This is a genomic window from Corynebacterium sp. HMSC072A02 (assembly GCF_001810085.1).
Taxonomy (GTDB): Bacteria; Actinomycetota; Actinomycetes; order Mycobacteriales; family Mycobacteriaceae; genus Corynebacterium; species Corynebacterium hesseae.
Window position 1 is genome coordinate 1 of sequence record NZ_KV799822.1, and the last position, 22,721, is coordinate 22,721.

The 22,721-nt window shown below is 62.1% G+C and carries 20 protein-coding genes; 5 read left to right on the forward strand and 15 right to left on the reverse strand.

Translation table 11 applies throughout. The annotated features are described in order from the left end of the window. Positions 1-32: 32 nt before the first annotated feature. From ftsZ to mraZ, 13 genes are all read right to left on the reverse strand, one after another. Positions 33-1,367 carry a cell division protein FtsZ gene (gene ftsZ / locus HMPREF2698_RS02640; protein WP_070561898.1) on the reverse strand — a complete coding sequence of 445 codons (1,335 nt, stop codon included), beginning with the start codon at positions 1,365-1,367 and terminating at the stop codon, positions 33-35. 206 nt (positions 1,368-1,573) lie between these two features. Next, complete coding sequence (locus HMPREF2698_RS02645; protein WP_083303769.1) at positions 1,574-2,233, reverse strand: cell division protein FtsQ/DivIB; 660 nt, start codon at positions 2,231-2,233, stop codon at positions 1,574-1,576. Next, a complete protein-coding gene (murC, locus tag HMPREF2698_RS02650) occupies positions 2,226-3,716 on the reverse strand; it encodes a UDP-N-acetylmuramate--L-alanine ligase (RefSeq protein WP_070533313.1) in 1,491 nt (496 codons plus the stop codon). Before murC ends, HMPREF2698_RS02645 begins: the two co-directional genes overlap by 8 nt. Positions 3,717-3,755: 39 nt before the next feature. Beyond that, positions 3,756-4,841, reverse strand: coding sequence for an undecaprenyldiphospho-muramoylpentapeptide beta-N-acetylglucosaminyltransferase (gene murG, locus HMPREF2698_RS02655; RefSeq protein ID WP_070561903.1), 1,086 nt, complete (start codon positions 4,839-4,841; stop codon positions 3,756-3,758). 29 nt (positions 4,842-4,870) lie between these two features. Further along, on the reverse strand, positions 4,871-6,352 hold the full coding sequence (locus HMPREF2698_RS02660; RefSeq protein ID WP_070519861.1) for an FtsW/RodA/SpoVE family cell cycle protein: 1,482 nt from the start codon (positions 6,350-6,352) through the stop codon (positions 4,871-4,873). Positions 6,353-6,371: 19 nt separating this feature from the next. Continuing rightward, positions 6,372-7,763 carry a UDP-N-acetylmuramoyl-L-alanine--D-glutamate ligase gene (gene murD / locus HMPREF2698_RS02665; RefSeq protein ID WP_070561905.1) on the reverse strand — a complete coding sequence of 464 codons (1,392 nt, stop codon included), beginning with the start codon at positions 7,761-7,763 and terminating at the stop codon, positions 6,372-6,374. After that, positions 7,760-8,872, reverse strand: coding sequence for a phospho-N-acetylmuramoyl-pentapeptide-transferase (mraY, locus tag HMPREF2698_RS02670; protein ID WP_070561906.1), 1,113 nt, complete (start codon positions 8,870-8,872; stop codon positions 7,760-7,762). The genes murD and mraY overlap by 4 nt, the downstream gene beginning before the upstream one ends. Before the next feature lie 23 nt (positions 8,873-8,895). After that, positions 8,896-10,431 carry a UDP-N-acetylmuramoyl-tripeptide--D-alanyl-D-alanine ligase gene (murF, locus tag HMPREF2698_RS02675; protein WP_070561908.1) on the reverse strand — a complete coding sequence of 512 codons (1,536 nt, stop codon included), beginning with the start codon at positions 10,429-10,431 and terminating at the stop codon, positions 8,896-8,898. After that, positions 10,428-11,981, reverse strand: a complete 1,554-nt coding sequence (locus HMPREF2698_RS02680) for a UDP-N-acetylmuramoyl-L-alanyl-D-glutamate--2,6-diaminopimelate ligase (RefSeq protein ID WP_070561910.1) — start codon at positions 11,979-11,981, stop codon at positions 10,428-10,430. Before HMPREF2698_RS02680 ends, murF begins: the two co-directional genes overlap by 4 nt. 58 nt (positions 11,982-12,039) lie before the next feature. After that, complete coding sequence (locus HMPREF2698_RS02685) at positions 12,040-13,908, reverse strand: peptidoglycan D,D-transpeptidase FtsI family protein (RefSeq protein WP_070561912.1); 1,869 nt, start codon at positions 13,906-13,908, stop codon at positions 12,040-12,042. Positions 13,909-14,233: 325 nt separating this feature from the next. Beyond that, the gene (locus HMPREF2698_RS02690; RefSeq protein ID WP_070561914.1) at positions 14,234-15,070 is read right to left on the reverse strand and encodes a cell division protein FtsL; all 837 of its coding nucleotides are present in this window, start codon (positions 15,068-15,070) and stop codon (positions 14,234-14,236) included. Beyond that, the gene (gene rsmH / locus HMPREF2698_RS02695) at positions 15,067-16,110 is read right to left on the reverse strand and encodes a 16S rRNA (cytosine(1402)-N(4))-methyltransferase RsmH (protein ID WP_070561916.1); all 1,044 of its coding nucleotides are present in this window, start codon (positions 16,108-16,110) and stop codon (positions 15,067-15,069) included. The genes HMPREF2698_RS02690 and rsmH overlap by 4 nt, the downstream gene beginning before the upstream one ends. A 174-nt stretch (positions 16,111-16,284) precedes the next feature. Beyond that, on the reverse strand, positions 16,285-16,719 hold the full coding sequence (gene mraZ / locus HMPREF2698_RS02700; protein WP_010190539.1) for a division/cell wall cluster transcriptional repressor MraZ: 435 nt from the start codon (positions 16,717-16,719) through the stop codon (positions 16,285-16,287). Between the two features lie 523 nt (positions 16,720-17,242). Between mraZ and HMPREF2698_RS02705 the strand changes: the two genes are divergently transcribed. Genes HMPREF2698_RS02705 through HMPREF2698_RS02715 form a run of 3 tightly spaced genes read left to right on the forward strand, consistent with a single transcriptional unit; the run spans position 17,243 to position 19,679 of the window. Beyond that, positions 17,243-18,391 carry an ABC transporter permease gene (locus tag HMPREF2698_RS02705; RefSeq protein WP_070561918.1) on the forward strand — a complete coding sequence of 383 codons (1,149 nt, stop codon included), beginning with the start codon at positions 17,243-17,245 and terminating at the stop codon, positions 18,389-18,391. Beyond that, a complete protein-coding gene (locus HMPREF2698_RS02710) occupies positions 18,388-19,077 on the forward strand; it encodes an ABC transporter ATP-binding protein (protein WP_070561920.1) in 690 nt (229 codons plus the stop codon). The genes HMPREF2698_RS02705 and HMPREF2698_RS02710 overlap by 4 nt, the downstream gene beginning before the upstream one ends. 35 nt (positions 19,078-19,112) lie before the next feature. Beyond that, positions 19,113-19,679 carry a TetR/AcrR family transcriptional regulator gene (locus HMPREF2698_RS02715; RefSeq protein ID WP_070561922.1) on the forward strand — a complete coding sequence of 189 codons (567 nt, stop codon included), beginning with the start codon at positions 19,113-19,115 and terminating at the stop codon, positions 19,677-19,679. 76 nt (positions 19,680-19,755) lie between these two features. Here the strand turns inward: HMPREF2698_RS02715 and HMPREF2698_RS02720 are convergent, their stop codons facing one another. Together HMPREF2698_RS02720 and HMPREF2698_RS02725 are read right to left on the reverse strand one after the other, a co-directional pair. Further along, complete coding sequence (locus tag HMPREF2698_RS02720; protein ID WP_070561924.1) at positions 19,756-20,163, reverse strand: DUF3040 domain-containing protein; 408 nt, start codon at positions 20,161-20,163, stop codon at positions 19,756-19,758. Positions 20,164-20,315: 152 nt separating this feature from the next. After that, positions 20,316-20,759 carry an SAV_6107 family HEPN domain-containing protein gene (locus HMPREF2698_RS02725; RefSeq protein WP_070561927.1) on the reverse strand — a complete coding sequence of 148 codons (444 nt, stop codon included), beginning with the start codon at positions 20,757-20,759 and terminating at the stop codon, positions 20,316-20,318. Positions 20,760-21,012: 253 nt separating this feature from the next. On the opposite strand from HMPREF2698_RS02725, the gene HMPREF2698_RS02730 reads away from it, so the two are divergent. Together HMPREF2698_RS02730 and HMPREF2698_RS02735 are read left to right on the forward strand one after the other, a co-directional pair. Beyond that, on the forward strand, positions 21,013-21,585 hold the full coding sequence (locus tag HMPREF2698_RS02730; RefSeq protein WP_070561929.1) for a GNAT family N-acetyltransferase: 573 nt from the start codon (positions 21,013-21,015) through the stop codon (positions 21,583-21,585). A gap of 43 nt (positions 21,586-21,628) precedes the next feature. After that, positions 21,629-22,720 carry a polyprenyl synthetase family protein gene (locus HMPREF2698_RS02735; RefSeq protein WP_070533343.1) on the forward strand — a complete coding sequence of 364 codons (1,092 nt, stop codon included), beginning with the start codon at positions 21,629-21,631 and terminating at the stop codon, positions 22,718-22,720. Position 22,721 lies beyond the last annotated feature (1 nt).

Genomic DNA, 22,721 nt, shown 5'->3' on the forward strand with positions numbered 1-22,721 from the left:
AAATCAACGCACTCTAAAACCGGAAGGGCCGGTTAACGCATGAAGGACGGCACGTCGAGATCGTCGTCGCCGTCATCATCGAAGTCGCGGCCACGGCGCTCAGCGGGGCGCGAGAGGCGGTACTCGTCATCGGCGCCGCGGCGGTACTCCTCACCGCGGAATCGGTCCGAGGTGGTAAACAGCCCGCTGGACGGGGCCGGCTCGGCCGGCTGCTCGCGCTCGTAGGAGTGGCGCGGGGTGTACTCCTCGCGCTCGATACGCTGGGCGTCGACACGCTGCGGCTCGGCGCGGGATGCGGCGGGGCTTTCCGCCTGTGCCTCGGCGCGGTTCTCAAAGAGGGAACCCGGGCGGGCAGCCGGGGTGGCCTGCTGACTCTGCGGTGCAGCCTGACCGGGCTGCGCCGGCTGCGTAGTCATGTTGGCCTGTGCGTCGAAGCCGGTGGCGATGATAGTGACGCGAACCTCATCACCGAGGTTGTCATCGATGATGGTGCCGAAGATGATGTTGGCGTCTTCGTCGGCGCGCTCCTCCACCATGGAGGCGGCTGCGTTGACCTCGTGGAGGCCCAGGTCGGAGCCACCAGCGATGGACAGTAGAACGCCCTTGGCGCCTTCCATGGTCGACTCCAACAGCGGGGAGTTGATGGCCTGCTCGGCGGCGTTGAGCGCGCGGTTGTCCCCACGAGCGAAGCCGATACCCATGAGGGCGGAGCCGGCATCGGACATAACGGAGCGAACGTCCGCAAAGTCGACGTTGATCATGCCCGGAATGGTGATCAGGTTGGTAATACCCTGAACACCATTGTGCAGAACTTCATCGGCGGCGCGGAAGGCCTCGACGATGGACAGCTCCTCGCCACCCAGCTGCATGAGGCGGTCATTCGGGATAACGATCAGGGTATCGCAGACCTCGCGCAGCTCTTCAATGCCAGCCATGGCCTGACGGGTACGGCGCGCGCCCTCAAACTTGAATGGGCGGGTAACGACGCCAACGGTCAAAGCACCCATCTTCTTCGCGATGGACGCCACGACGGGGGCCGCGCCGGTGCCGGTTCCGCCGCCCTCGCCGGCCGTCACGAAGACCATATCGGAGCCCTGGAGGGCGTCTTCGATTTCGGTCTTGTGATCCTCCGCGGAGGTCTTGCCCACCTCCGGGTTAGCGCCGGCGCCGAGGCCGCGGGTGGCCTCGCGGCCGATGTCGAGCTTGGTATCCGCATCGGAGAAAATCAGCGCCTGGGAATCGGTGTTGATAGCGACGAACTGGACTCCCTTGAGCCCTTCTTCGATCATGCGGTTGACAGCGTTGACACCGCCGCCGCCGACGCCGACGACCTTGATGTCCGCGAGGTTGTTGCTAGATGAGATCATACGAGGGTCTCTTGCCTTTCGAATAAGCTTTTAATGTAAACGAGGAGGCGCCTCTTTTCGCGAGAGGCGGTTACATCCATCTTTAACGACAACGGGGTAATTTCGGCGCACATTTTGCCGCGTGTCGGTACCCTCAACCTCTACTTTAGGGTTGCTGACATGCGGTTTTCTTAACAAGCGCCACACCCGTCCCACTCGCGACGGACCTAGCGGCGAGTCACCAGCGACGGGTTGGAAATGTTCCAGGATTCACCCTCGAGTTTGAGCACATCCTCGAAAGCGATTGCCTTGTTCTTATTGTCCTCCGAGGCACCCCAAAAGATGGTCTTGTTGTCCTTGGTTCGGAACGTCAGCGAGTACCTATCCTTGACCTCGAGGGCCGATACCTTTTCCCGGATTGGAGCGGGAAGGGCCGCTACGGCATCGACGGCCGCTTGCATCTCCGGGGAACCGGAGTCAGTGTGCCCGGTAACCTCCACGGCTTCGGGCGGCGCCTCGCCTTCTACGAATTCCTTACCGTGGTTATCCACTAGAACGGTGCTGTCACCGTCGCGCACGAAGGCCACTGCCTCGTGCTCGACGATTTCAATGTGCACCGTCGAGGGAAAAGCCCGCGACACCGTTGCGCTTTCCACCCAGGGGATCTCCGCCACGCCCTGCGCGGCCTCGCGAGCGTCCAGGCGCGCAAGGTTCGCGCCCTTAGGCACGCCACTGGCCTGTTCCACATCCTCAGCCGTGACATGGTCATTTCCCACTACCTCGAAGGACTTCACCGTGAGGATCGGGAAAAGCCACACCGCTGCGGCAGCGATCACCGCTACGAGAAGGACCGCGCCCACCACGAGCGCCCCAGCCTTTTTAGACATTCGGTTCCTTCGGCTCCTCCGCCTCATCCTTATTGCCCAGCTCGGACAGAATCTCGCCAGCCACATAGGTAATCGTGCCCGCGCCGATGGTCAGGACGATATCGCCGGACTGCGCCAAGGAGATGACGTCGCTGGCGGCTTCGGAGAAATCGGGCTCGAAGATAACCGGCATGTCTTCCGGCATCTTGTCGGTGATGATGCGGGAGGTAATGCCCTCAACCGGTTGCTCGCGAGCGCCGTAGATGTCGAGGACGACGGCGGCGTCGGCAAGCGCCAGCGCCTGAGCAAATTCGGCGTCGAACTTCATCGTCCGGGAGTACAGATGCGGCTGGAAGCAGGCGATGACGCACGCGCCCTCGCCCTCCGCATCCGCCTTTGCGCGGGCCGCACCGAGAACTGCGGAAACCTCCGTGGGGTGGTGCGCATAATCGTCGAAGACGCGGATGCCGCGCTCGCTTCCGCGGTACTCAAAGCGACGGCGCACGCCCGTAAAGTCGGTCAAGCCCGCGGCGAGCTCCGCCGGATCCCCGCCAGCGAGCGCACCGGCCAACAGGGCAGCGGCCGAATTGAGCACCATGTGGTGGCCGGGAACGTGCAGGTCATAGCTTAGCTCCTGCGGAGCCTGGCCCGGCAGGGTCAGGCGAACGCGGACGTGCGCGCCGACGGCAGAGACTGTCTCCTCCACAACCTCAGCCGCGAGGGGCACCGAAGAAGCAGCGTCTGCCTCGCCGCGCGCGCCATAGCCCAGCACCTGAATACCGCGCTCAGCGGCACGCTCACCGGTGGCGGCCGCCTGCGCATCCTCGAGGCAGACGACAAGGTAGCCGCCGTCGACAATGCGGTCGGCGAAGTCATCGAAGACCTGGTAGTAGCTCTCCGCGGTGCCGAAATAATCGAGGTGATCGGGCTCGATGTTCGTAATCACGGCCACGGATGGGCTGTAGCGCAAGAGCGAAGCATCGGACTCATCGGCCTCCGCCACGAAGGCATCGCCCGTACCGCCGTGTGCGTTCGTACCAGCACGGTTCAGCTGTCCACCGATAGCGAAGGAAGGATCCAGCCCCGCCTGTTGGAGCGCGGATACCGCCATGGACGTGGTCGAGGTCTTTCCATGGGTTCCGGCAAGCAGCACCTGGCGGTGGCCTTCCATCAACTCGGCCAATAGATCGGAACGGCGAATAACCGGAATACCGGCGGCGCGCGCGGCAGCGAGCTCAGGATTATCCTGCGGGATGGCGGCGAAGGAAGTCACGACAACCGTCGGCTTATCGCCGGCCATTTCAAGGTTCTCGGCCGCATGCCCAATGGCAATGTGCGCGCCCATTGTGCGGAGGACGTCAACAGCCGTCGATTTCTTAACGTCCGAGCCGGTGACGACCGCACCCCGGCTGACCAGGATGCGCGCGAGACCGGACATGCCGGAGCCTCCGATACCGACAAAGTGAACGCGGGACAGGTCCGTGGTGGAGGGGGTGTCAGTCATAGTGAAAAAATCCTTCTTTAATAAACCTGTACTGTGCGCCTAATCGCGGACGCCGGCGGCGACGCGTTGCGCGATGCGGTCAGCGATGACAGCCGCAACGTCGCCGGCCTCGCTGGCATCGGCAGCGGCACGCATGGCTGCCAGGGCCTCGGGGTGGTCAAGAATAGCGCGAACTTCTCTGATAAGGCGCTCCGAGGTCAACTCGGCGTCCGGAATCTGGACCGCGGCCCCCGCCTCCACCAATGCCCGCGAGTTCAGCGCTTGCTCGCCATTGCCGTGCGGCAGCGGCACGTAGAGCGCGGGTAGACCGGCGGCGGAAACCTCGGCCACGGTCATTGCACCGGAGCGGCACACCATGAGGTCAGCAACCGCGAGCGCGCCAGCCATGTCATCGATATAAGGCACCGCCGTGTAGTGTTCGCGCCCAGCCGGCGCCTCGTTCTTCTTGCCATAAGCATGCAGCACTTGAAAATCCCGGCACAGGTCTTCGAGTGCGCCGGCCACGGCAGTGTTGATGCTCACCGCGCCCTGCGAACCGCCGGTCACCACGATGGTCGGGCGATGTGCGTCCAGGTTCCAGTTCTGGCGAGCAGCTGCCGCCTTTGCGCCGTCGGGGTCCTCCCCCATGCCCGGCCGCACGGGGATGCCCAAGACATCCCCGGGCATCCCAGAACCTTCTTGCGCGTTAATGCCCGTGCCGCCCAAACGCACGCCTAACTTGTTCGCCATGCCGGCCAGGGCATTGGTTTCGAGAACGAAGAACGGAATGCCTAAGGACTTGGCCGCCAAATAGGCCGGGGCGGCGACATAGCCGCCGGTTCCAAACACAACGTTGGCCCCAACGTCTTTGAGTACCGCGCGGGTTTCGCGCACGGACGTGAGGATTCGCCAGGGCAGCTTCACAGCGTCAGCGTTGATCTTGCGCGGGACCGGGACGGGGGTAATCATGCGCAAATCGACTCCGCGCTCCGGCACGATGTCGCGCTCTAAACCACGCGGGGTTCCCAATGCGGTCACCCGCGCGCCGTGGCGCAAGCGGAGCTCCTCCCCCACCGCGAGCGCGGGTTCAATGTGACCGGCAGTGCCGCCACCTGCGATAACGACGGAAATCGGCGTGTCATTCATGCTCTACACGCTACCAGCGCGACCCCGCCCTACCGACGCTCGCCGCGCCGACGCTCTCGGCGGTACTCCCGCCGCTGCTCCTCACGCGGTACCTGCGCACGCGGCGAGCGCCCCGTCACAGCGCGGCCAAACCTTTCCTCGCGGCTGCGCTCCACCTGTCGTTGGGAGTGCTCGCGGCGCACGCGCTGAGGGTGCTTGCCCTGCGCGCGTTCGCGCGGGGCTCGGTGGGCTCCGCCGCGGCGCTCGTTGGGCGGCGTCGGCTCGGGGATGAAGAAAATGCGGTCGAAGAGCGGGCGGCCAAAGTTCTGCATCGCGGACACTTGGAGCGGCTCATGGCGCGCCACGTTGCACAGCAGCCCCATCGAACCGATCGTAATCACCGCAGCTGTACCGCCCGCGGAAATCATCGGCAACTGAATACCCGTCACCGGCAGCACGCCGATGACGTAGCCAATGTTGATGAATGCCTGCACGACAACACCGACCGCCAATGTGGCGGCCAGCAGGGACTGGAATTGATCCTGCGCGCGGGTTGCGGTACGCAGTCCAAAATAGCCCAGCACGGCAAAAAGCCCGATGACCATGGCACCGCCCCACAGCCCCAGTTCCTCACCGATGATGGCGAAGACGAAGTCATTTTTCGCTTCTGGGAGGTAGAACCACTTGGCGCGCGATTGGCCGAGGCCCACGCCCCAGAAGCCGCCGTCGGCAAGCGAAAGGAAGCCCTGGTAAGCCTGGAAACCTGTACCTTGCGTGTCCTCAATGTTTCCGCGCAAGGCATCGAAGTAGGTGTGGAAGCGGTGCGAGCGGAAGCCACCGGCTAGGAAAACGGTGATCATGCCGATAGCGCCGAAGATGCCGACGACGGTAGGAACGCGCCAATCCACGCCTGCGAAAACCAGGGTGAAGACGACGATGAGGGCAAAGGATACGCCCATGCCCAAGTCACCCTGAGCAACGATAAGTACGAACATGATGCCGGCGATGATGGAGTACATCATGAATGGATCCGTCAGGCGCATCGAGCGATGCGTCTTATCCGCCAGCGCCGAGGCACCGTACATGCCCACAGCCACACGCGCGAACTCTGAAGGCTGGAAGGCCACGCCTCCCGGCAGCATGATCCATGACTGCGAACCGACCTCCGCGCGGCCAGTACCGATCCCGGGAACGAGGACGAGGATGAGAAGCAAGATGGACAGCCCCAAGAACCAGGGCACGAGCACCCGCAGCGTGCGTGGTGACATGCGCAGGCCAATCCAGAACACAATGAGGCCGGCGACGACGAGCACGCACTGACGCAGGGCGGCTGACCACGGGCTATCGCTTTCTGAAAGGGACGTCGCCATCGACGAGGAAAAGGCCATGAGCACGCCAATGCCAATGAGTGAAAAGATGGCAATACGCAGCACCAAGTAATCGAGCCCGGGATAAGCGCGCAGGCGCTCACGGAGATCACGCAGGTGGTGTCCCAGCGTGCGTGGTGGCTTCTGGGTGCTGGTGGCAGTCACGGCTTCTGGGTGCTCCTAGCTAGCGGGCGAGACGGCGGGCAGCGGCGGCAAAGATGTCGCCGCGCTGGCTCATTCCGGTGTACATGTCCAACGATGCCGCAGCGGGCGCCAAAAGTACGGTATCGCCGGCCTCGGCGTGTTGCACTGCGGCGGCCACTGCCTGCTCCATTGCTGCTTCTGGGTCGTGGCTATCCACGATGACGACGGGGACGTGCGGCGCTTCCTTTGCTAAGGCTTGGGCGAGCACATGCTTGTCGACGCCCACCAGAACCGCCGCCTTCAACCGCGCCGCGTGGGTGCGCAGTAGGTCCGAAACGTCGGCGCCTTTGAGCTGACCGCCGGCGACCCACACCACCGAATCCAGGCCGCGCAGAGCGACTTCCGCGGCGTGTGGGTTCGTGGCCTTGGAATTATCGATGTAGGTCACGCCAGAGTGGCGGTGAACGACCTCTCCGCGGTGCCCCGCCACCACATAGGAGGCGAGGCCTTCGGCGATGGACTCGGGGCGCGCGCCGGCGAGAGCGGCAACCGCAGACGCAGCGGCAGCGTCCAGCACCCCGGCCAGGCCGGCGGGCTGGATGGTGGTGACGTCCTCGACAACGGCGGCCTTCATCCCAGCGACCTCGTTCACCACGAGACTACCGGCGCTAACTCCCACCTCACCCGCAGCGGGCTCGGCGTGGCTAAAGGCAGTCGCTGCCGGAATCGAGGAGGCGAGAGCTATAACGTGCTCGTCATCTTTGCCGTAGACGGCGTGCTGCCCGCGCAGGATCTTGGCTTTGTCGGCGGCGTAGGCATCGAAGGAACCGTGCCAATCCAGGTGGTCATCGGCGAGGTTGAGCAGCGCTCCCACCTCCGGGCGCAGCTGGGAGGACCAGTGCAGTTGGAAAGAGGAGAGCTCCGCCACGAGGATGTCCACGCGGGGCTCGGCGGCCAGGGCATCAAAGGACGAGACGCCGATATTGCCTACCGCTTGTGCGCGCTGGCCGGAGCACTGCTCATCGGCAGCCATGATGGCGGCGAGCATGCCGGTCGTCGTGGTCTTGCCGTTCGTACCGGTTATCGCGAGCCAGCGGCGAGGGGCGCCGAAGACCTCTGCGCGGTCGAGGCGGTAGGCCAACTCAACATCGCCGATGACCTCAAGGCCTTGGGAAGCGGCCGCGACGAGCAACGGCGAGTCGGGGCGCCATCCTGGTGAGGTCACGACGAGCGAGTACTCCGAAAGGTCGACCGCGGCCGTGTCTACGGCAGCGACGCCCAGCTCGGAGGCGATGCGGTTGCGGGATTCCGCATTGCCGTCAGCCACCGTGAGGTCCACGCCTAAGCTGGCCAAGACCGCCGCGCAACCGCGACCAGATACGCCTGCGCCGGCGATAAGGACACGGCCGGAAAGGAATTCTGGACGCGTCATGCTCCGACTCCAATGCCCGCAGCAGTCAGCCAATCGCCGTAGAAGATGGCGACGCCGGCCATGGCCGCCATGGCGGCCAAAAGCCAGAAACGGACGACGACGGCCGTTTCTGCCCATCCACCATTCTCGAAGTGGTGGTGGATCGGAGCCATACGGAAGAAACGCTTGCCGGTGGAGTGGAAGACCACGATTTGGATGACAACGGACACCGTCTCGATGACGAAGAGAGCACCGATGATGATCATGAGCAGCTCGGTGCGGCTGGTGACGGAGATGCCGGCGACCAGACCACCCAGCGCCAGGGAGCCAGTGTCTCCCATGAAGATCTTTGCCGGGGCGGCGTTCCACCACAGGAATCCGAGGCAACCGCCCAAGCCCGCAGCCGCGAGTACGGCCAGATCGAGGGGATCGCGCACTTGGTAGCAACCAGCGGCGAAGTTGGTGGCACAGGAGTACCGGAATTGCCAGAAAGTCATCAGCGAGTAGGAGCCCATGACGATGGCCGTGACACCGGCCGCAAGCCCGTCGAGGCCATCGGTGAGGTTGACGGCGTTCGACCACGCCGCGATGAGGATGTACATGAAGATCAAGAACACGATGGTTCCGATCACGGTGCCGCCGACGGCGAGGTCAAAAGTCTTCAGGTCACGGATGAAAGACAGCTTCGTGGAGCCGGGGGTCAGGCCAGCATCATTGGGGAAGCGCAGAACAAAGAAGCCGAAGAGCAGCGCCAGCACGAGCTGGCTGACGAGCTTTGCGGTCTTGTTGAGGCCGAGATTGCGGTGCCGGAAGAGCTTGATGAAGTCATCCGCAAACCCCACTGCGCCAAGTCCCAGCGTCAATCCGAGAACGAGGAGACCCGACGCGGTGAAGCCCTCATGCCCCGTCAGGAGCCCGTAGATGCTGGCAACGAGATAGGCCACAAGGATGCCGGCCAGGATGGCGAGTCCACCCATCGTCGGCGTACCGCGCTTGCGCAGGTGGGACTTGGGACCGTCTTCACGGATCTCCTGTCCGCGGCCAGTGTCGGAAAAGTACCGGATAAGAACCGGGGTGGTAAAGATCGCCACGAGGAAGCTAACCGCACCAGCGATGATGATCTGAGTCACGAGCTTGAAGTCCTTTCTAGCGGCTAGCTGTTGTTCAGCTGTTCCGCGACCAACCAAAGACGTTGGGCATTGGAGGCCTTAATCAAGACCACGTCCTTAACGCTACGGCTAGCCCAATCATCGACCCCTGCCGGGGCCACGCGCAGAATGCCGTCGACAGCCTTTGCAGCCGCCGCGGCATCGGCGCACACCACTGTATTTATACCCTGCTGCATGGCTGCCTTGGCCATTGCCCGGCAGTTGGGATTCTCCCCTACTGCTACTAAGTGCTCCACGTGGTATTTGGCCAAAATCTCACCGAGCTGGCGGTGCGACTTTTCCGCATCGCCGCCCAGTTCTCCCATCTCCCCAAGCACCGCGATGGCACGAGCATCGGGGCGCGCAGCGGCGGTATAGGCCAAGGCGGCGATCGCCGCGCGCATCGAATCCGGGTTAGCGTTATAGGAGTCATCGATGACTGTGACGCCATCGCGGCGTGTGCGCACGTCCATCCGGTGCTCGGAGGCGAGACGATGCCCAGACAGGGCAGCAGCCACGGTGGCGGCCGATACCCCGAGCTCGATCGCTGCGGCCGCGGCAGCGAGCGCGTTGGATACCTGGTGGGAGCCAAAAACCTGCAGCTTCACGGCAACGGGCTCGGCATCCGGGCTATGCAAGGTAAAGGAGGGGCGGGCGACGTCATCGAGTTCAATATCGGTGGCGTAATACTGCGCTGCCGGTGCGCCTCCGCGGCGGTTTTCCGTGGAGTAGTACACCACCTTGGCCGCCGTGCGGGGAGCCATCGCGGCGACGAAAGGATCATCAGCGTTGAGGACGGCCACGCCGCCGTCGACAGCCTTCGGCAGTGCTTCTACGAGTTCTCCTTTGGCCTTCGCGATGTTTTCGCGCGAACCAAACTCACCAAGGTGTGCTGTGCCGACGTTGAGAACAACGCCGACGCGCGGCGCGGTGATGTTGGTCAGGTGCCGGATGTGTCCAATGCCGCGGGCCGACATCTCCGCCACGAGGTAGCGCGTGTGCTCATCGCAGCGCAGGGCCGTATAAGGCAGACCAATTTCATTGTTGAAGGAGCCTGGCGGGGCAACGGTCTCCCCCACCTCACGGAAGATAGTGGCTATCAGGTCTTTGGTGGACGTCTTTCCTGCCGAACCAGTAACGCCCACAATGGTGAGCTCCTGTTCGGCTGCAAGCCGCTGGGTTACTGCTCGGGCGAGCGCGGAGAGTGCTTCAACGACGGCCGCGGCGGAGCCATCGGCATCATTGGCATAAATGTCCGCATTGGCACCGTCGCCTTCGACGCGCCCGTGCGGCTCGACGACGATCGCCGGAACGCCCACCGGCCGCGCCGCCAAAACAGCCGCGGCCCCTTTGTCAATCGCGGTGTTGGCAAAGTCGTGCCCATCTACCCGAGCGCCGGGCAGCGCCACAAAGAGACCGCCCGGGGTGACCTTACGAGAATCGAATTCGACGAACCCAGTCACTCGGGTATCTGGATCGTTGACATTATCCAGGCGGCCGCCCGTGATCTGAGCGATCTCAGCGAGGCTTAACGCAATCATGCTTGCTCCTTGGATTCTTCGTTACTCAGGGTAGTCGCAGTGGCCATGGCATCAAGGGCGCGAGCCATCTCCTCGCGGTCATCGAAGTGATGAACGGTATCGCCAATCAACTGTCCTACCTCGTGGCCCTTGCCGACGACGATGACAGCATCACCCGGCTGCGCCCACGTCACGACCTCATCGATGGCCTCGGCGCGGGAGCCAACTTCTCGAATATCGGCCGACGGGTTCGCCTCGCGGGCTCCCGCCAGCACGGCAGCGCGGATGGCGGCCGGGTCTTCGGTTCGGGGATTGTCGTCGGTGACGACAACAAGGTCGGCGCCATTCGCGGCCGCCGCGCCCATAAGCGGGCGCTTGGAAGAGTCACGGTCGCCACCTGCGCCAACGACGATGCCGATGCGGCCCGCGCTGCCGTCCAACTGCGTACGCAGGGTGTCCAGCACGGCCGCGATTGCAGCCGGCTTGTGTGCGTAGTCAACCACGGCGACAAAGTCTTGGCCGCGGTCGATGCGCTCCATGCGGCCTGGGACCGCCACCTTTTCGACTCCTTCGAGGAAAACTCGTGGCTCGACTCCCACAGCGGCGGCCATTCCCGTCGCGAGTGCCGCATTGGCAATGTTGAAGGTGCCCGGCATGGGCAGGCGGAATTCATAAGTACCGGCCTGCTCACCAGAGGCGACCTTGAGTTCCACCTGCTGTGCACCGGTGACCTCGGTGCTGAGCTGGCGGCCAGTGATATCAGCCTCGCGAGCCTCCGAACCCGTCGACACCTGAATCACCGGGCGTGCAGCTGCCCGCTGCGCCATGCGACGCCCCCATTCGTCATCGATGCAAATCACTGAACGGTCGGCGGCTTGGGGGCCGTCGAAAAGCATGGCCTTGGCCTCGAAATAGTCCTCCATTGTCGGGTGGAAGTCCAGGTGGTCCTGGCTCAGGTTGGTAAATCCGCCCACGTTGAAGTGTGTGCCTTGAACTCGCCCCAAGGAAAGCGCGTGGGAGGACACCTCCATCACGACGTGCGTGACACCCTCGGAAACCATTCGCGCAAAAAGCTCTTGCAAGGTCGGCGCCTCCGGAGTGGTCAGGGAGGTCGGGACCGGCTCGCGGTTGATGCGAGTGCCCGTCGTGCCGATGAGACCGACCGAATAGCCTGCGTGCAACAGCCCCGCCTCAAGGAGGTAACTCGTCGTAGTTTTACCGGAGGTGCCTGTCACGCCGAGGATGGTGAGCTTCTGCGTGGGATGGCCATAAATCTCGGCAGAGACGGTACCGAGGATGGCGCGGATATCCTCCACCACGAGAATCGGCCGCGACTCCCCTGCTTCGACGAGAATGCGCTGGCCTTCGGCATCCGTAAGAATGGCAGCCGCCGCGGTATCTGCGGCAAACTTCGCGCCATGGACGCGTGTTCCAGGAAGCGCCGCGAACAGGCCGCCGGGCGGCAGCGTCGCAGAATTCAATCCACAGGCCCCCACAGTGATCGAGGTATCCCCGATCACCGTGCCCCCAGAAATCCTTGCTAGGCGCTCAAGGCTGGTGCTGCTTGTCACGATGCTTCCTCTTCTCTGTTGTTCTGTGCTCTAGGTGTATTTATCGGCGCTGTTGCTTTTACTCGGCACGCAAGGTCAGTTTCGGTGCTGGCGGGGAGGGCGGGATATTGTCGCGGTCTAGCAACCAGGATGCAATATCGCTGAATACGGGGGCCGCAGATTGACCGCCGGAACCGTCGTCGTTAACGCCGGATTCTGGTTCATCAAGCATGACGGCGACGACGAAGCGGGGGTCGTCGGCAGGCGCAACGCCCGCGAACGTGATCCAGTACTTGGAGTTGGAATAAGCCCCAGTTTCCTCATCAACTTTCTGCGCGGTACCGGTCTTGCCGGAGAGCTGATAGCCCTCAATGTTTGCGTTACCGGCGGTACCGTTGTTAATGCCCTGCGGGTCATCCTGGAAAACGGCTCGGAACATATCCACGACTGTGCGCGCGGTTTCGGCGCTGACCACGCGGGTGGTCTCGGGCTCGTCCAGTTCTTCCTTCGTCCCGTCCGGCGCTGTAATCGAGTCAATGATGCGCGGCTCGATGCGCTCACCATCATTGGCCAGGGCCTGGTAAATAGATGCCAATTGCAGGGCGGTCCATGATTGGCCTTGGCCGATGGGCAGGTTAGCGAACGTTCCGCCCGACCACTGCGAGCGATCGGGAACAAGTCCCGGAGACTCGTTGGGCAGCTCGATGCCGGTCGTCTGGCCGAGGCCGAACTTCTTCAGGTAGTCGGCATACTTATCTTGGCCGAGTCGATCCGCCAACATCAGCGTTCCCACGTTCGATGACTTACCGAAGACGCCGGTCGTGGTGTAGGGCTCGACGCCGTGCGGCCAGGCATCGTTCACAGTCACGCCGGCCATGTCGATGGAACCGGGCACCTGCAGAACCTCATTAGGGTCAGTAAGCCCCTCTTCAATGGCTGCTGCGGCGGTGATGATCTTTGCCACCGAGCCCGGCTCGAAGGGGTGCGAGACAGCAAGGTTATCGAAGGTCTTATTCTTGTCCAGCTGCTTTTCGATGTCCTTGTTCGGATCAACCGTTCCAGTATTTGCCATCGCCAAAACCTGGCCGGTAGCTGCGTCCAAGACGACTGCCTCGGCGCTCTTCGCCTTCGAGTTGGCCTTCGCCTTCTCCAGCTTCTGCTGCACGTAAGTCTGCAAGTCGAGGTCCAGCGTCAGCGTCACGTTCTTGCCGTCGGTGGTGGGCACCTGATCGCGGAGAGTACCTGGGATGACCTGGCCGCTGGCGGAAACGTCCTCCGTCGAGCTGCCATCGATTCCCGTGAGGGTGGTGTCTCCGGAAGCTTCGAAACCGAATTGGCCTTGGCCATCCATGGATACCTTGCCAATGACGTTCTCAGCGATCGATCCGTTGGGGTACTGGCGGATTTGCTGTTCATCGGCAGCCAGGCCGTGGTATTCCTCAGCGATGGCTACCGCGACATCCGGGTCGACGTTTCGCACGAGAACCTCGTACTGGGTATCGGCGCGGAGCTTATCCATGATCTGCTCCGAATCCACGTCCCCGGCGTCGATGCCCGCTTCCTTCAGCTTGTCCGGGATTCCCTTCGACATGTCGGTGAGCCTCTCAGTCACCTTGTCGTCGAGGTAGGTCTTCTTTGCGTCGGGCGCTAGGGACGCAAACTCGGCCTCGTCGGAGGCCTTCTGCTCTTCCTGTTCACGAAGCTCATCACGCAGGCGGGTCGGTGACACAGTCAAAGACCGAGCGCGCATGGTGTAGGCCAAACGCTGGCCATCGCGAGCAAGAATCTCGCCACGCCCAGCGGTATCCACATAAACACGAGTTCGCTGTTCTGCGGCCTTCGCTGCCAAGTCTGGGCCCCACACGATCTGCACCCATGCGAGGCGCCCCATCCACGCCAGCATGACGACGAGCAGTACCGCTGCAATGACATGAACGCGATGGTGCATCGTCTTTTGCTGGCTCATAAACGGCTTGCCGGTACGCGGGTTTCGGGAACGGGTCGCGGGAACGACGCGGTCGGCGTCGTAACGCTGCCGTGGTTGGTGAGAGGTACCGCGCGGTTGGGCGGCACGGGCGGCGGAAACGCGCCTCGGGCGCCGGCCACCTGAGTGTGGTGGGGTCACACGTCACCTTTCTATCTGCAGCGAGGATGGGTATTTGAACAGCTAAACATCGTGCCCCCACTGGTGCGGGGTGGAGATGAACTCATCCCGAATTGTGCCCTATGATCGCCGCCCGTCCACGCAGGCACGCGCGGAGCGGGAAGGGAATCTATCCCCGAGCGGCGTAAGGAGCCTGGGCCGGGATATCCGGCAGCTCTACGTTTCCTTCACCCGACTGACCTCCCTCGGAGTTGTCTCCCGAACGCGAATCATTCGGGGCAGAGCTCTCACGCTCGCCCTGCCTTCCGTTGAGATTCGGGCGGGCGTTCAGGTTGTCGGACATGTTGGCGGTCGCGTTCGGGTCACTGGAAGCCTGCCCCGGGCGGACCGGCTCGCCGTTGACATCGATGACCGATTCCATATCCGGAGTTGCCTCACGCTTTTGTTCCACGTTGCCGTCCGGACCGACTTCCACAACGCCTGGCTGGACCGGGATACCCATCTTGGCTTCGTGGGCACGGCGGGCAACATCGGAGGCGGAGCGAACATTCTCCAAGTCTCGGTTGAGAGTTTCTAGCTGGTTATCCAGCGTGGATTCCTGGGCGGTAAGCTCCTGAATCTTGAAAGTCTGGGACGTCGACAAGCCCGAAAGCCACATGGCCACAGCCACACCAGCGATAAGTAGGCCGATGGCAATGAAGGACAGGCGGGCGAAAAGACCAGTGACCCGAGTGGGCTGCACAACACGGCGCCCACGATTGCTCACTACCTGCTTCGACCCAAGGCGGTTTCCCCGCAGACTGGTTGCGCCCCGTCGTGAGGGCACTGTGCCGCGATGCGGAGTGCGGCTGGGCAGCGGCGTGGTACGGCGACCCCGCTCAAGCAGTGCGGTCCCCTGCCCCGAGACGTCGGCTCCAGTAGTGAAATCGCGGCTAGTGCCCATGGTGTGGGTCCTCTCGTGGTCGCGGCGGTCGGTTGCCTGTGCAGTGCGGTCTCTCAACGTCATGGCCTACCTCCCGGTTCATGAAAAGACGGGGTCCCTTCAAGACGCTCGAGAGCGCGCACCCGGACGGATGCCGCCCGCGGGTTCTCCGCAATCTCTTCCTTGCTCGCCTTCTCGGCCCCACGCGTCACAATGGAGTAGTGCGCCGCGGTGCCCGGGAGATCCATGGGCAGGCCCGCCGGTGTGGTCGAGGTGCTGAGTTTGGTGAAGGCATGCTTGACGATGCGATCTTCGAGCGACTGGTAGCTCATGAACACCGCGCGCCCACCAACGGACAGGGCGTCCGTGATTACGGGGATAACCTGCTCAATCGCTTCAAGCTCGCGGTTGACCTCGACGCGCAAAGCCTGGAAGGTTCGCTTCGCAGGGTGGCCGCCGGTGCGGCGAGTTGCCGCCGGGATAGCGGCGTACAACAGCTCAACTAATCGCGCGGAATTGCTGAAAGGTTCCTTTTCCCTTTCTTTGAGCACAGCGGACGCAATCTTGCCGGCGAAGCGCTCATCACCATAAGTCTTGAGGATGCGGGCAAGCTCGCCGTGACTATACGTATTCAGAATGTCGGCGGCCGTCATTTCCTGGCGTGGGTCCATGCGCATATCCAGCGGCGCGTCGGTCTTGTACGCAAATCCGCGGTCGATCTGATCGAGCTGCATGGATGACACACCAAGATCAAACAGCGCCCCGGCAATGCCGTGCTCCCGCGCGATAGAAAAAATTTCATGCTCGCCCTGCGCAATGGCGCTGCCCACCTCGTCGAAGCGCGCGTTGACGGCGACGAAGCGGTCAGCGAAGGGACTGAGACGGCGAGAAGCATTGCTCAAGGAAGCGGAGTCACGATCCACACCAATGATGCGTGCGGCGGGAAAGCAGTTGAGGAAGTACTCGCTGTGGCCACCGGCGCCTAGGGTGCCGTCGACAATCACTGCGTTCTCCCCTGCCGCTTCAACCGCTGGGGCGAGCAGCTGAGCCATGCGCGCACGCATGACGGGGACATGGCCGTGGTTGTCATTCACGTCGTAGGTAATGGTGCCATTGCGGTCCACAGCTGCTGTCCCCCTTTCCGTTCAGGCGCCTGAGGCTGCTGTCTGATGTGGTCGATAAAAAATCGAGTGCGTATAGGGCCCTGTCCGAGGAAGGGTTCTGATGTCGGGGAAGTACACCAGCTCATCCTCCTCGGGCAGAGTCCGTACACGCACTCCCAGTGCACCGGGCTAGCCCTAAAGCAGTCCGGCAAGTACGTCATCGGCGTCTGCTGCCGAGTAAGCGTCTTCAGTTTGCGCCTGGTATTCAGCCCATGCGGCTGCGTCCCAGATTTCGAGGAAGTCGACCGAGCCCACAACCACGCATTCCTTCGTCAGGTTTGCGTACTCACGGTGGCCTGCAGACAGCGTGATACGCCCGTGCCCATCGGGGCGCTGTTCGTCCGCACTCGCTGCCAAGTTACGGATGAACGCACGCGCGTCCGGGTTGGTACGAGACACAGCCGCAGCCTTCCTGGCTCGTGCCGCGAACTCCTCGCGCGGGTACACCGCAAGCGAGTGGTCCTGCCCCTTGGTGACCATGAGGCCACCGGCCAGTTCTTCGCGAAACTTCGCTGGAAGCGTAAGCCGCCCTTTGTCATCGAGCTTGGGAGTGTAGGTGCCGAGAAACATCCCCGGGTCCACCTTCCTGTCACTCGAAAACTCCGGATTCCTCTCGCGACAAGAGAACAATTCTCCTCCGCTGCGCCCCACTCTACCCCACTTTCCCCCACCGCCAACACCTTTAGCACCCCACTCGCCCGCGTGTCACAATAAACCTCCAGATAAAAGGATGTTTTTACGGTGGGAAGTTTTCCCGGCACCCCCTTGACACACCACCGAAGCAGAGGCTTTTCCCACGCGATCACCCACGCAACTTCCGCCCCTTAGAAGCTAGATCTCCCCACCAGCCCCAGAATCCTGCAACTTTACCCTCCCCACCCCTGACAAAACCGTCAGCGACACCCAGGACTCCGACCTCTAGGCCACACACGGTGGGTGAAAGTGGGGAATTAAGGGAAAGCGTCAAAAAGCGCCGCCACCACCGCTTCTTTTTAGAAACGCCGCGTTCCTATGATAGAAACAGTGTGTTGCCATCTTGAGAACCACGGGATGGCGCTCCATTAGTTTTCTTCACCCACTAGGAAGATCACCTATGTATCTAGCTTGGCGCGAGATGCTCTTCGCGCGTACCCGATTCATCCTCATGGGCGTTGTCCTTGCCCTCATGTCCATGCTCGTCGTCATCATCTCCGGCCTCACAGCAGGTTTGGTCAACGACGGCGTCTCCGGACTAAAAGCAATGGATGCCGACGTCGTCGCTTTCGCCGACGGCACCCAGAAAGACTCAGCTTTCACCCGCTCGGTTGTCGATGCCTCTGATAGCGAGTCCTTCTCTCAACACGACGGCGTGGAGGAGGCCGCTCCTCTTGGCCTGACCATCGCCAATGCCCATAACCAAGACGGCACGGCAGTGGACCTGACCCTGCTGGGAGTAGAACCGGACTCCTTCGTGGCACCGGCAGGTTTGCCCGCACTTGACACCAACCGGGTCGACGGCCAGCCCAGCAACACCAAGCACGACATCATCGTCTCCTCCACCCTGCACGATGAGGGCATCGAGGTCGGCGACACCATCGCGCTCGATCGCTTGGATATCCCGCTGAATGTCGTTGGGTTTACCGATAACCAACGCACCTTCGGACACGTGGACGTGGCCTACCTTCCGCTCGACATCTGGCAAGAGATCCACGCTGGCGGGCGCCACGGTGAAGCCGTGAACCCAGACGCTTATGACGAAGCCTCCGTCATCGTCGCCCGCACGTCAGACAAGCCGGACACCGAGGCCCTCTCGGAACAGTCCGGCCTGGATGTTCGAACCCTCAAGGAAAGCTTCGACTCCTCCCCCGGCTACACCGCCGAGATGATGACCTTATCCATGATCACGTGGTTCCTGTACGTCATCGCCGCACTCGTGACCGGCGCCTTCTTCCTCGTGTGGACCATTCAGCGGGCCGGCAATATCGCCACCCTCCGCGCGATGGGCGCGACCAAGGGTTTCTTGTTGCGCGATAGCCTCGGCCAGGCAGTCGTCATCCTTGTCTTGTCCATCCTGGCGGGTGCGCTTGTCGCCGTCGGCCTGGGCAGCCTCCTGGAGCAGACTGCCATGCCTTATGCCACCGAATTCAGTTCCGTCATCAGTGGCGGACTCATCCTCTTCGTCGCTGGTCTGCTCGGCGCTTTCATCGCCGTTGTCCGTGTCACCCGAACCAACCCCCTCGCAGCCCTAGGAGAAAACCGATGAGCCCAGCTTTAGAACTAAAAGACGTCACCGTCAGCTACACCGATGGCGACTCGCAGGTTAAGGCACTCGATTCCGTCAACCTCAGCATCGATCCCGGCGAATTCGTTGCCGTGGTCGGCCCATCAGGTTCCGGCAAGTCCACGCTGCTCGCTGTTGCGGGCGCATTGACGACGCCCGATTCCGGCCAGGTCCTCGTCGCGGGCGAGGACATCGTGCAGCTTGGCGACGCCCAACTGGCGCAGGTCCGCCGCAACCACATCGGCTTCGTCTTCCAGTCCACCGGAAATCTTCCTTCCGCGTTGACTGCGGAGGAACAGCTCGAGCTGGCCAGCAAAGTCATTGGAAAGACTGGGCGCTACTCCAGCACCGAACTCCTCGACAAGGTTGGCATGAAGCACCGCGCCAAGCACCGCCCAGGAAGCCTGTCTGGCGGTGAACGGCAGCGCGTTGGCATCGCGCGTGCACTTGTTGGCGACCCCCAGGTGCTGCTTGTCGACGAACCCACCGCAGCCCTGGATCGCGCACGCTCCCAGGAGATCGTTGCGCTCTTGACAAAAGAATGCCACGACTTTAACGTCGCGGGCATCATGGTCACTCACGACTACGAGGTTCTCGATCACTGCGACAAGGTCTATGAGATGGTCGACGGCCGCTTAACACCGGCCACCGCATCCACCCAGCGATAAGCAAAGAATGCGCAGCTTAACGTAGACTCACACGCATGCCAAAGATCACTGAAACGACAGTAGCCGAGCACCGCGCCGTCCAGCACCGCGCGGTGCTCGAGGCTGCCGAAAAGCTGATCATCACTAGCCATGGTGCAGTCCCCACCTTGGCCGAAGTTGCCGCAGAAGTCGGGCTTGCCCGCCCCAGCATCTATCGATACGTATCATCCCAGCACGATCTACTGGTACAGCTGCTTATTCAGGCGACCCAATCGTGGAATGAGCAACTCGAGGCCGCCATGAAGGTAGCCTCCCCGGAGCCTAAGAAGCGCATCCACGCCTATGTCGACGCCACGCTCGATCTCTTCATTCATAGTGCACACGGCCATTTGATGACCGCCGCACAGCACTTCCCCCAAGCCTTTGCTGACGAGGAAGTACAAAAGTCACATGGCGGATTCGCCTCCATCGTTGACGAGTTCTGCCCCGGCGTTTCCCCAGTAGATATCTCGTTGCTCAATGCGGCCATCGTCCGAGCCTCTGAACTGGCGGACGGCTCACCGGAAAAGCTCAGCAGCGCAACGCAAACCCTTTACGCAATGGCCGAAGCCATCCTGCCCTAGGTCACCGCATTAAAAGAGCCCTCCGCTGATTTTAAAGCGGAGGGCTCTTCGGACCGGCCTTTAGGCGCATATGCGCTTAGCGGCCTTCAAAGCGACGACGGAAATTGTCTTCGAGGCGGTTCCCAACGTCGCTACCACCCTTCTTGGATTGCTTGCCGCGATCCCGAGTGGACGACTGCGCACCGACTGCAACCAGAGAATCCTCCGAGTTTCCGAGCAGCATCCAGACGCCGGATCCAAACATGACTAGGAAGCCGAGGACCGAGAGGCTCACAAACCACAGGGATTGCTGGGCCAACGCAATACCGCCCACCATCATGCAGAGACCGACAACAATCAAGGCAAATCCGCGGAGGGTGATAGCGCCCGAGTTTGCGCCGAAAGAAGCTTCACCGGACACCGACGCACCAAAATCAGGATCATTGGCCAGCAACGACTGCTCAATTTCACGCAGCGCTTGCTGTTCGTGCTCAGAAAGGGCCACAGCGTCCTCCGTAGTGGGTTGGGTTTAGGTAGTGGAACTGGGAAATAGGATTACTACCTCTATAACGTCAAGAATAGCGAGATAGTTCCCGCAAAGACAGTCCGCACGTTTTAGCCGCACTACACCACATCGCCAGGGCCCTGCGCTCCGCATTAAGCCGCGAGACCACCGAAGCCCAGCTCAGACTCAGTCGCATCCACATAGCGGGCGGCAAGCGCCACATAGCGATAGACGGTATCAGGATCAGGGACTGGATCCAGTCCGGATGCCACTCGCGAACGCACACGCGAGTAGTCCTTAAACTCCGCTGCCCACTGCGCATCAGCCGGGCCGATGAGCGCCACTTGCTCCCAAGCGGAGGTGGGCAAGCGCCGGCGACGTGACACCGTGGACGCTGCCACCCGAGCCCCGGCAGCGCGCAGCGAGGCGCGATAGGCCATTTCTAAAGCATCCGCGAAACGCCCCTCCGCTGCGCTCTGACGCGCGTCCACCAACAAATCCAACGCTTGCCCCACGAAACGATCGCGGCGTACGCGCTGCAACGCCTCCCGGTTACGGCTCCGCGCCGCTGCTGTTGCTGAGATTACCTGTGCCATGACCTCTCCCCCTTGGGCTTCTTCCTGAGCTTGTCAATAGAGACTGTGTTGCTGATTTTCTGTCGTTGTTTGTTGACGCGATTCACCTTAAAGCCGCCTTCCTACATCCACCCCCAATTTTAGTCCACATGTTCGAATTCGACAATAGGTTTACTGAACTTCTCCACGTTTTTCGAACAGGCACATCAATTTTGCTCGGAATGGGTTCGCCGCCTGCTTTCACATACCGCAAGAATCTGTTGTTATTAGACATGTGAGTTACACGCTGTGCCGACTAAGCCCCCAAGAGTTCGCCATTGCCCTCCCGCACTTGGTGGATATCTACATTGCAGCGATGAACTACGACCCCTCAGTACGCAACAGCTCCATCATGCGGTGGCGCGGGGATCTCATACGCCCGGGGTTTTCCTGCGTGGCGGCCACCTCCGAAGACGGCATCGCCGGATTTGCCTACGGCTTTCTCGGCTCTCCTGATACCTGGTGGGACAAGCAACTCCGCCGAGCGCTCTCCAACAACGGCGGCGCAACCCCAGAGCAAGAAGAGGTTCTCCACAACTATTTTGAGTTGGCGGAAATCCACGTAGTGCCCGAGGCACAGGGCCACGGTCTGGGCCGTGCGCTGCTTGAAGCACTGGCCTGGAACCTCCCCGCCCGCTACATCCTGCTCTCCACACCTGAGGTTCCCAATGAAGCCAACTCCGCCTTCGGCCTCTACCGCAAAATGGGCTTTAGTGACTTCCTTCGCCAGCTCCATTACCCCGCCGATTCACGCCCCTTCGCCATCCTGCAATCAGCTGTGCCGCTAGCACCAGCCGGTACCGCTTAACCTGGCGTCTAATCCGTGAGCCTGCCCAGGTAGAGTGGCAGGCGTGACTACTCCGCAAATACCTTCCCTGGACGATATCCCCGTAGCCGTACGCGAGGAGCTCGAGCTTTTCCTAGATAGTCAGCGCGACGCCATCGCGTCCATCGGTTCCCCGGTGACTAACGCGATCTCCTATTTGGAATCCTTCGTGCTGGACGGCGGAAAACGTATCCGCCCTCTCTACGCGTGGGCAGGTTTTATCGGCGCACATGGGCTCGAGGGCACGGAGTCCCCGCAGGCGATGCTCCGCGCAGCTTCTTCCCTAGAATTCATCCAGGCTTGTGCTCTCATCCACGATGACATCGTGGATGCTTCCGATACCCGGCGCGGCAATCCCACCGTCCACCGTGGCGTAGCCGCTCGCCATCGGGAGCTCGGGCTCAGCGGTGACGCTGACTTCTTCGGGCAGTCTCTCGCCATCCTTGTGGGCGACATGGCCTTGGTCTGGGCCGAGGACATGCTCCAGGATTCCGGGCTGAGCCCCGAGGCGCTCGCGCGCGCTCGGGCGCCGTGGCGGGCGATGCGCCGCGAGGTTATCGGCGGGCAAATGCTGGATATTTGCCTCGAAGCGGAAGGCTCCGAGGATGCAACGTTGGCGGACTCAGTAAACCGTTTCAAGACCGCCGCGTACACCATCGAGCGCCCGTTGCATTTGGGCGCAGCCGTAGCAGGAGCACCCGAAAAGCTTGTTGCCGCTTTCCGCGGCTATGGACAAGACATCGGGGTCGCATTCCAGCTCCGCGATGATTTGTTGGGGGTCTTTGGTGACCCAGCAATTACTGGCAAGCCCGCCGGTGATGATCTGCGCGAGGGCAAGCGCACGGTCCTCTTGTCATTGGCTCTGCAACGTGCGGATACCACTGATCCCGCTGCTGCCGCGGAGCTTCGCCGACTCATCGGCCAGACGGAGGATCCCGCAGATATTGCCCGCATGGCCCAGATCATTGCCGATTCCGGGGCACCGGATGTCGTCGAGCAGCGCATCAGCGATCTCACGCGCTCGGGCCTTGACCACCTTCATAATGCCCAGGTCGCCCCCGAAGTCACGGCAACGCTGGAAGAGCTTGCCCACAAATCCACCGCACGCCGGATGTAGC

Coding starts and splice junctions, on each gene's coding strand:
- ftsZ (WP_070561898.1), bottom strand. CDS start 1,367: ATGATCTCATCTAGCAACAACCTCGCGGACATCAAGGTCGTCGGCGTC.
- HMPREF2698_RS02645 (WP_083303769.1), bottom strand. CDS start 2,233: ATGTCTAAAAAGGCTGGGGCGCTCGTGGTGGGCGCGGTCCTTCTCGTA.
- murC (WP_070533313.1), bottom strand. CDS start 3,716: ATGACTGACACCCCCTCCACCACGGACCTGTCCCGCGTTCACTTTGTC.
- murG (WP_070561903.1), bottom strand. CDS start 4,841: ATGAATGACACGCCGATTTCCGTCGTTATCGCAGGTGGCGGCACTGCC.
- murD (WP_070561905.1), bottom strand. CDS start 7,763: ATGACGCGTCCAGAATTCCTTTCCGGCCGTGTCCTTATCGCCGGCGCA.
- murF (WP_070561908.1), bottom strand. CDS start 10,431: ATGATTGCGTTAAGCCTCGCTGAGATCGCTCAGATCACGGGCGGCCGC.
- HMPREF2698_RS02685 (WP_070561912.1), bottom strand. CDS start 13,908: ATGCACCATCGCGTTCATGTCATTGCAGCGGTACTGCTCGTCGTCATG.
- HMPREF2698_RS02690 (WP_070561914.1), bottom strand. CDS start 15,070: ATGACGTTGAGAGACCGCACTGCACAGGCAACCGACCGCCGCGACCAC.
- mraZ (WP_010190539.1), bottom strand. CDS start 16,719: ATGTTTCTCGGCACCTACACTCCCAAGCTCGATGACAAAGGGCGGCTT.
- HMPREF2698_RS02705 (WP_070561918.1), top strand. CDS start 17,243: ATGTATCTAGCTTGGCGCGAGATGCTCTTCGCGCGTACCCGATTCATC.
- HMPREF2698_RS02710 (WP_070561920.1), top strand. CDS start 18,388: ATGAGCCCAGCTTTAGAACTAAAAGACGTCACCGTCAGCTACACCGAT.
- HMPREF2698_RS02715 (WP_070561922.1), top strand. CDS start 19,113: ATGCCAAAGATCACTGAAACGACAGTAGCCGAGCACCGCGCCGTCCAG.
- HMPREF2698_RS02725 (WP_070561927.1), bottom strand. CDS start 20,759: ATGGCACAGGTAATCTCAGCAACAGCAGCGGCGCGGAGCCGTAACCGG.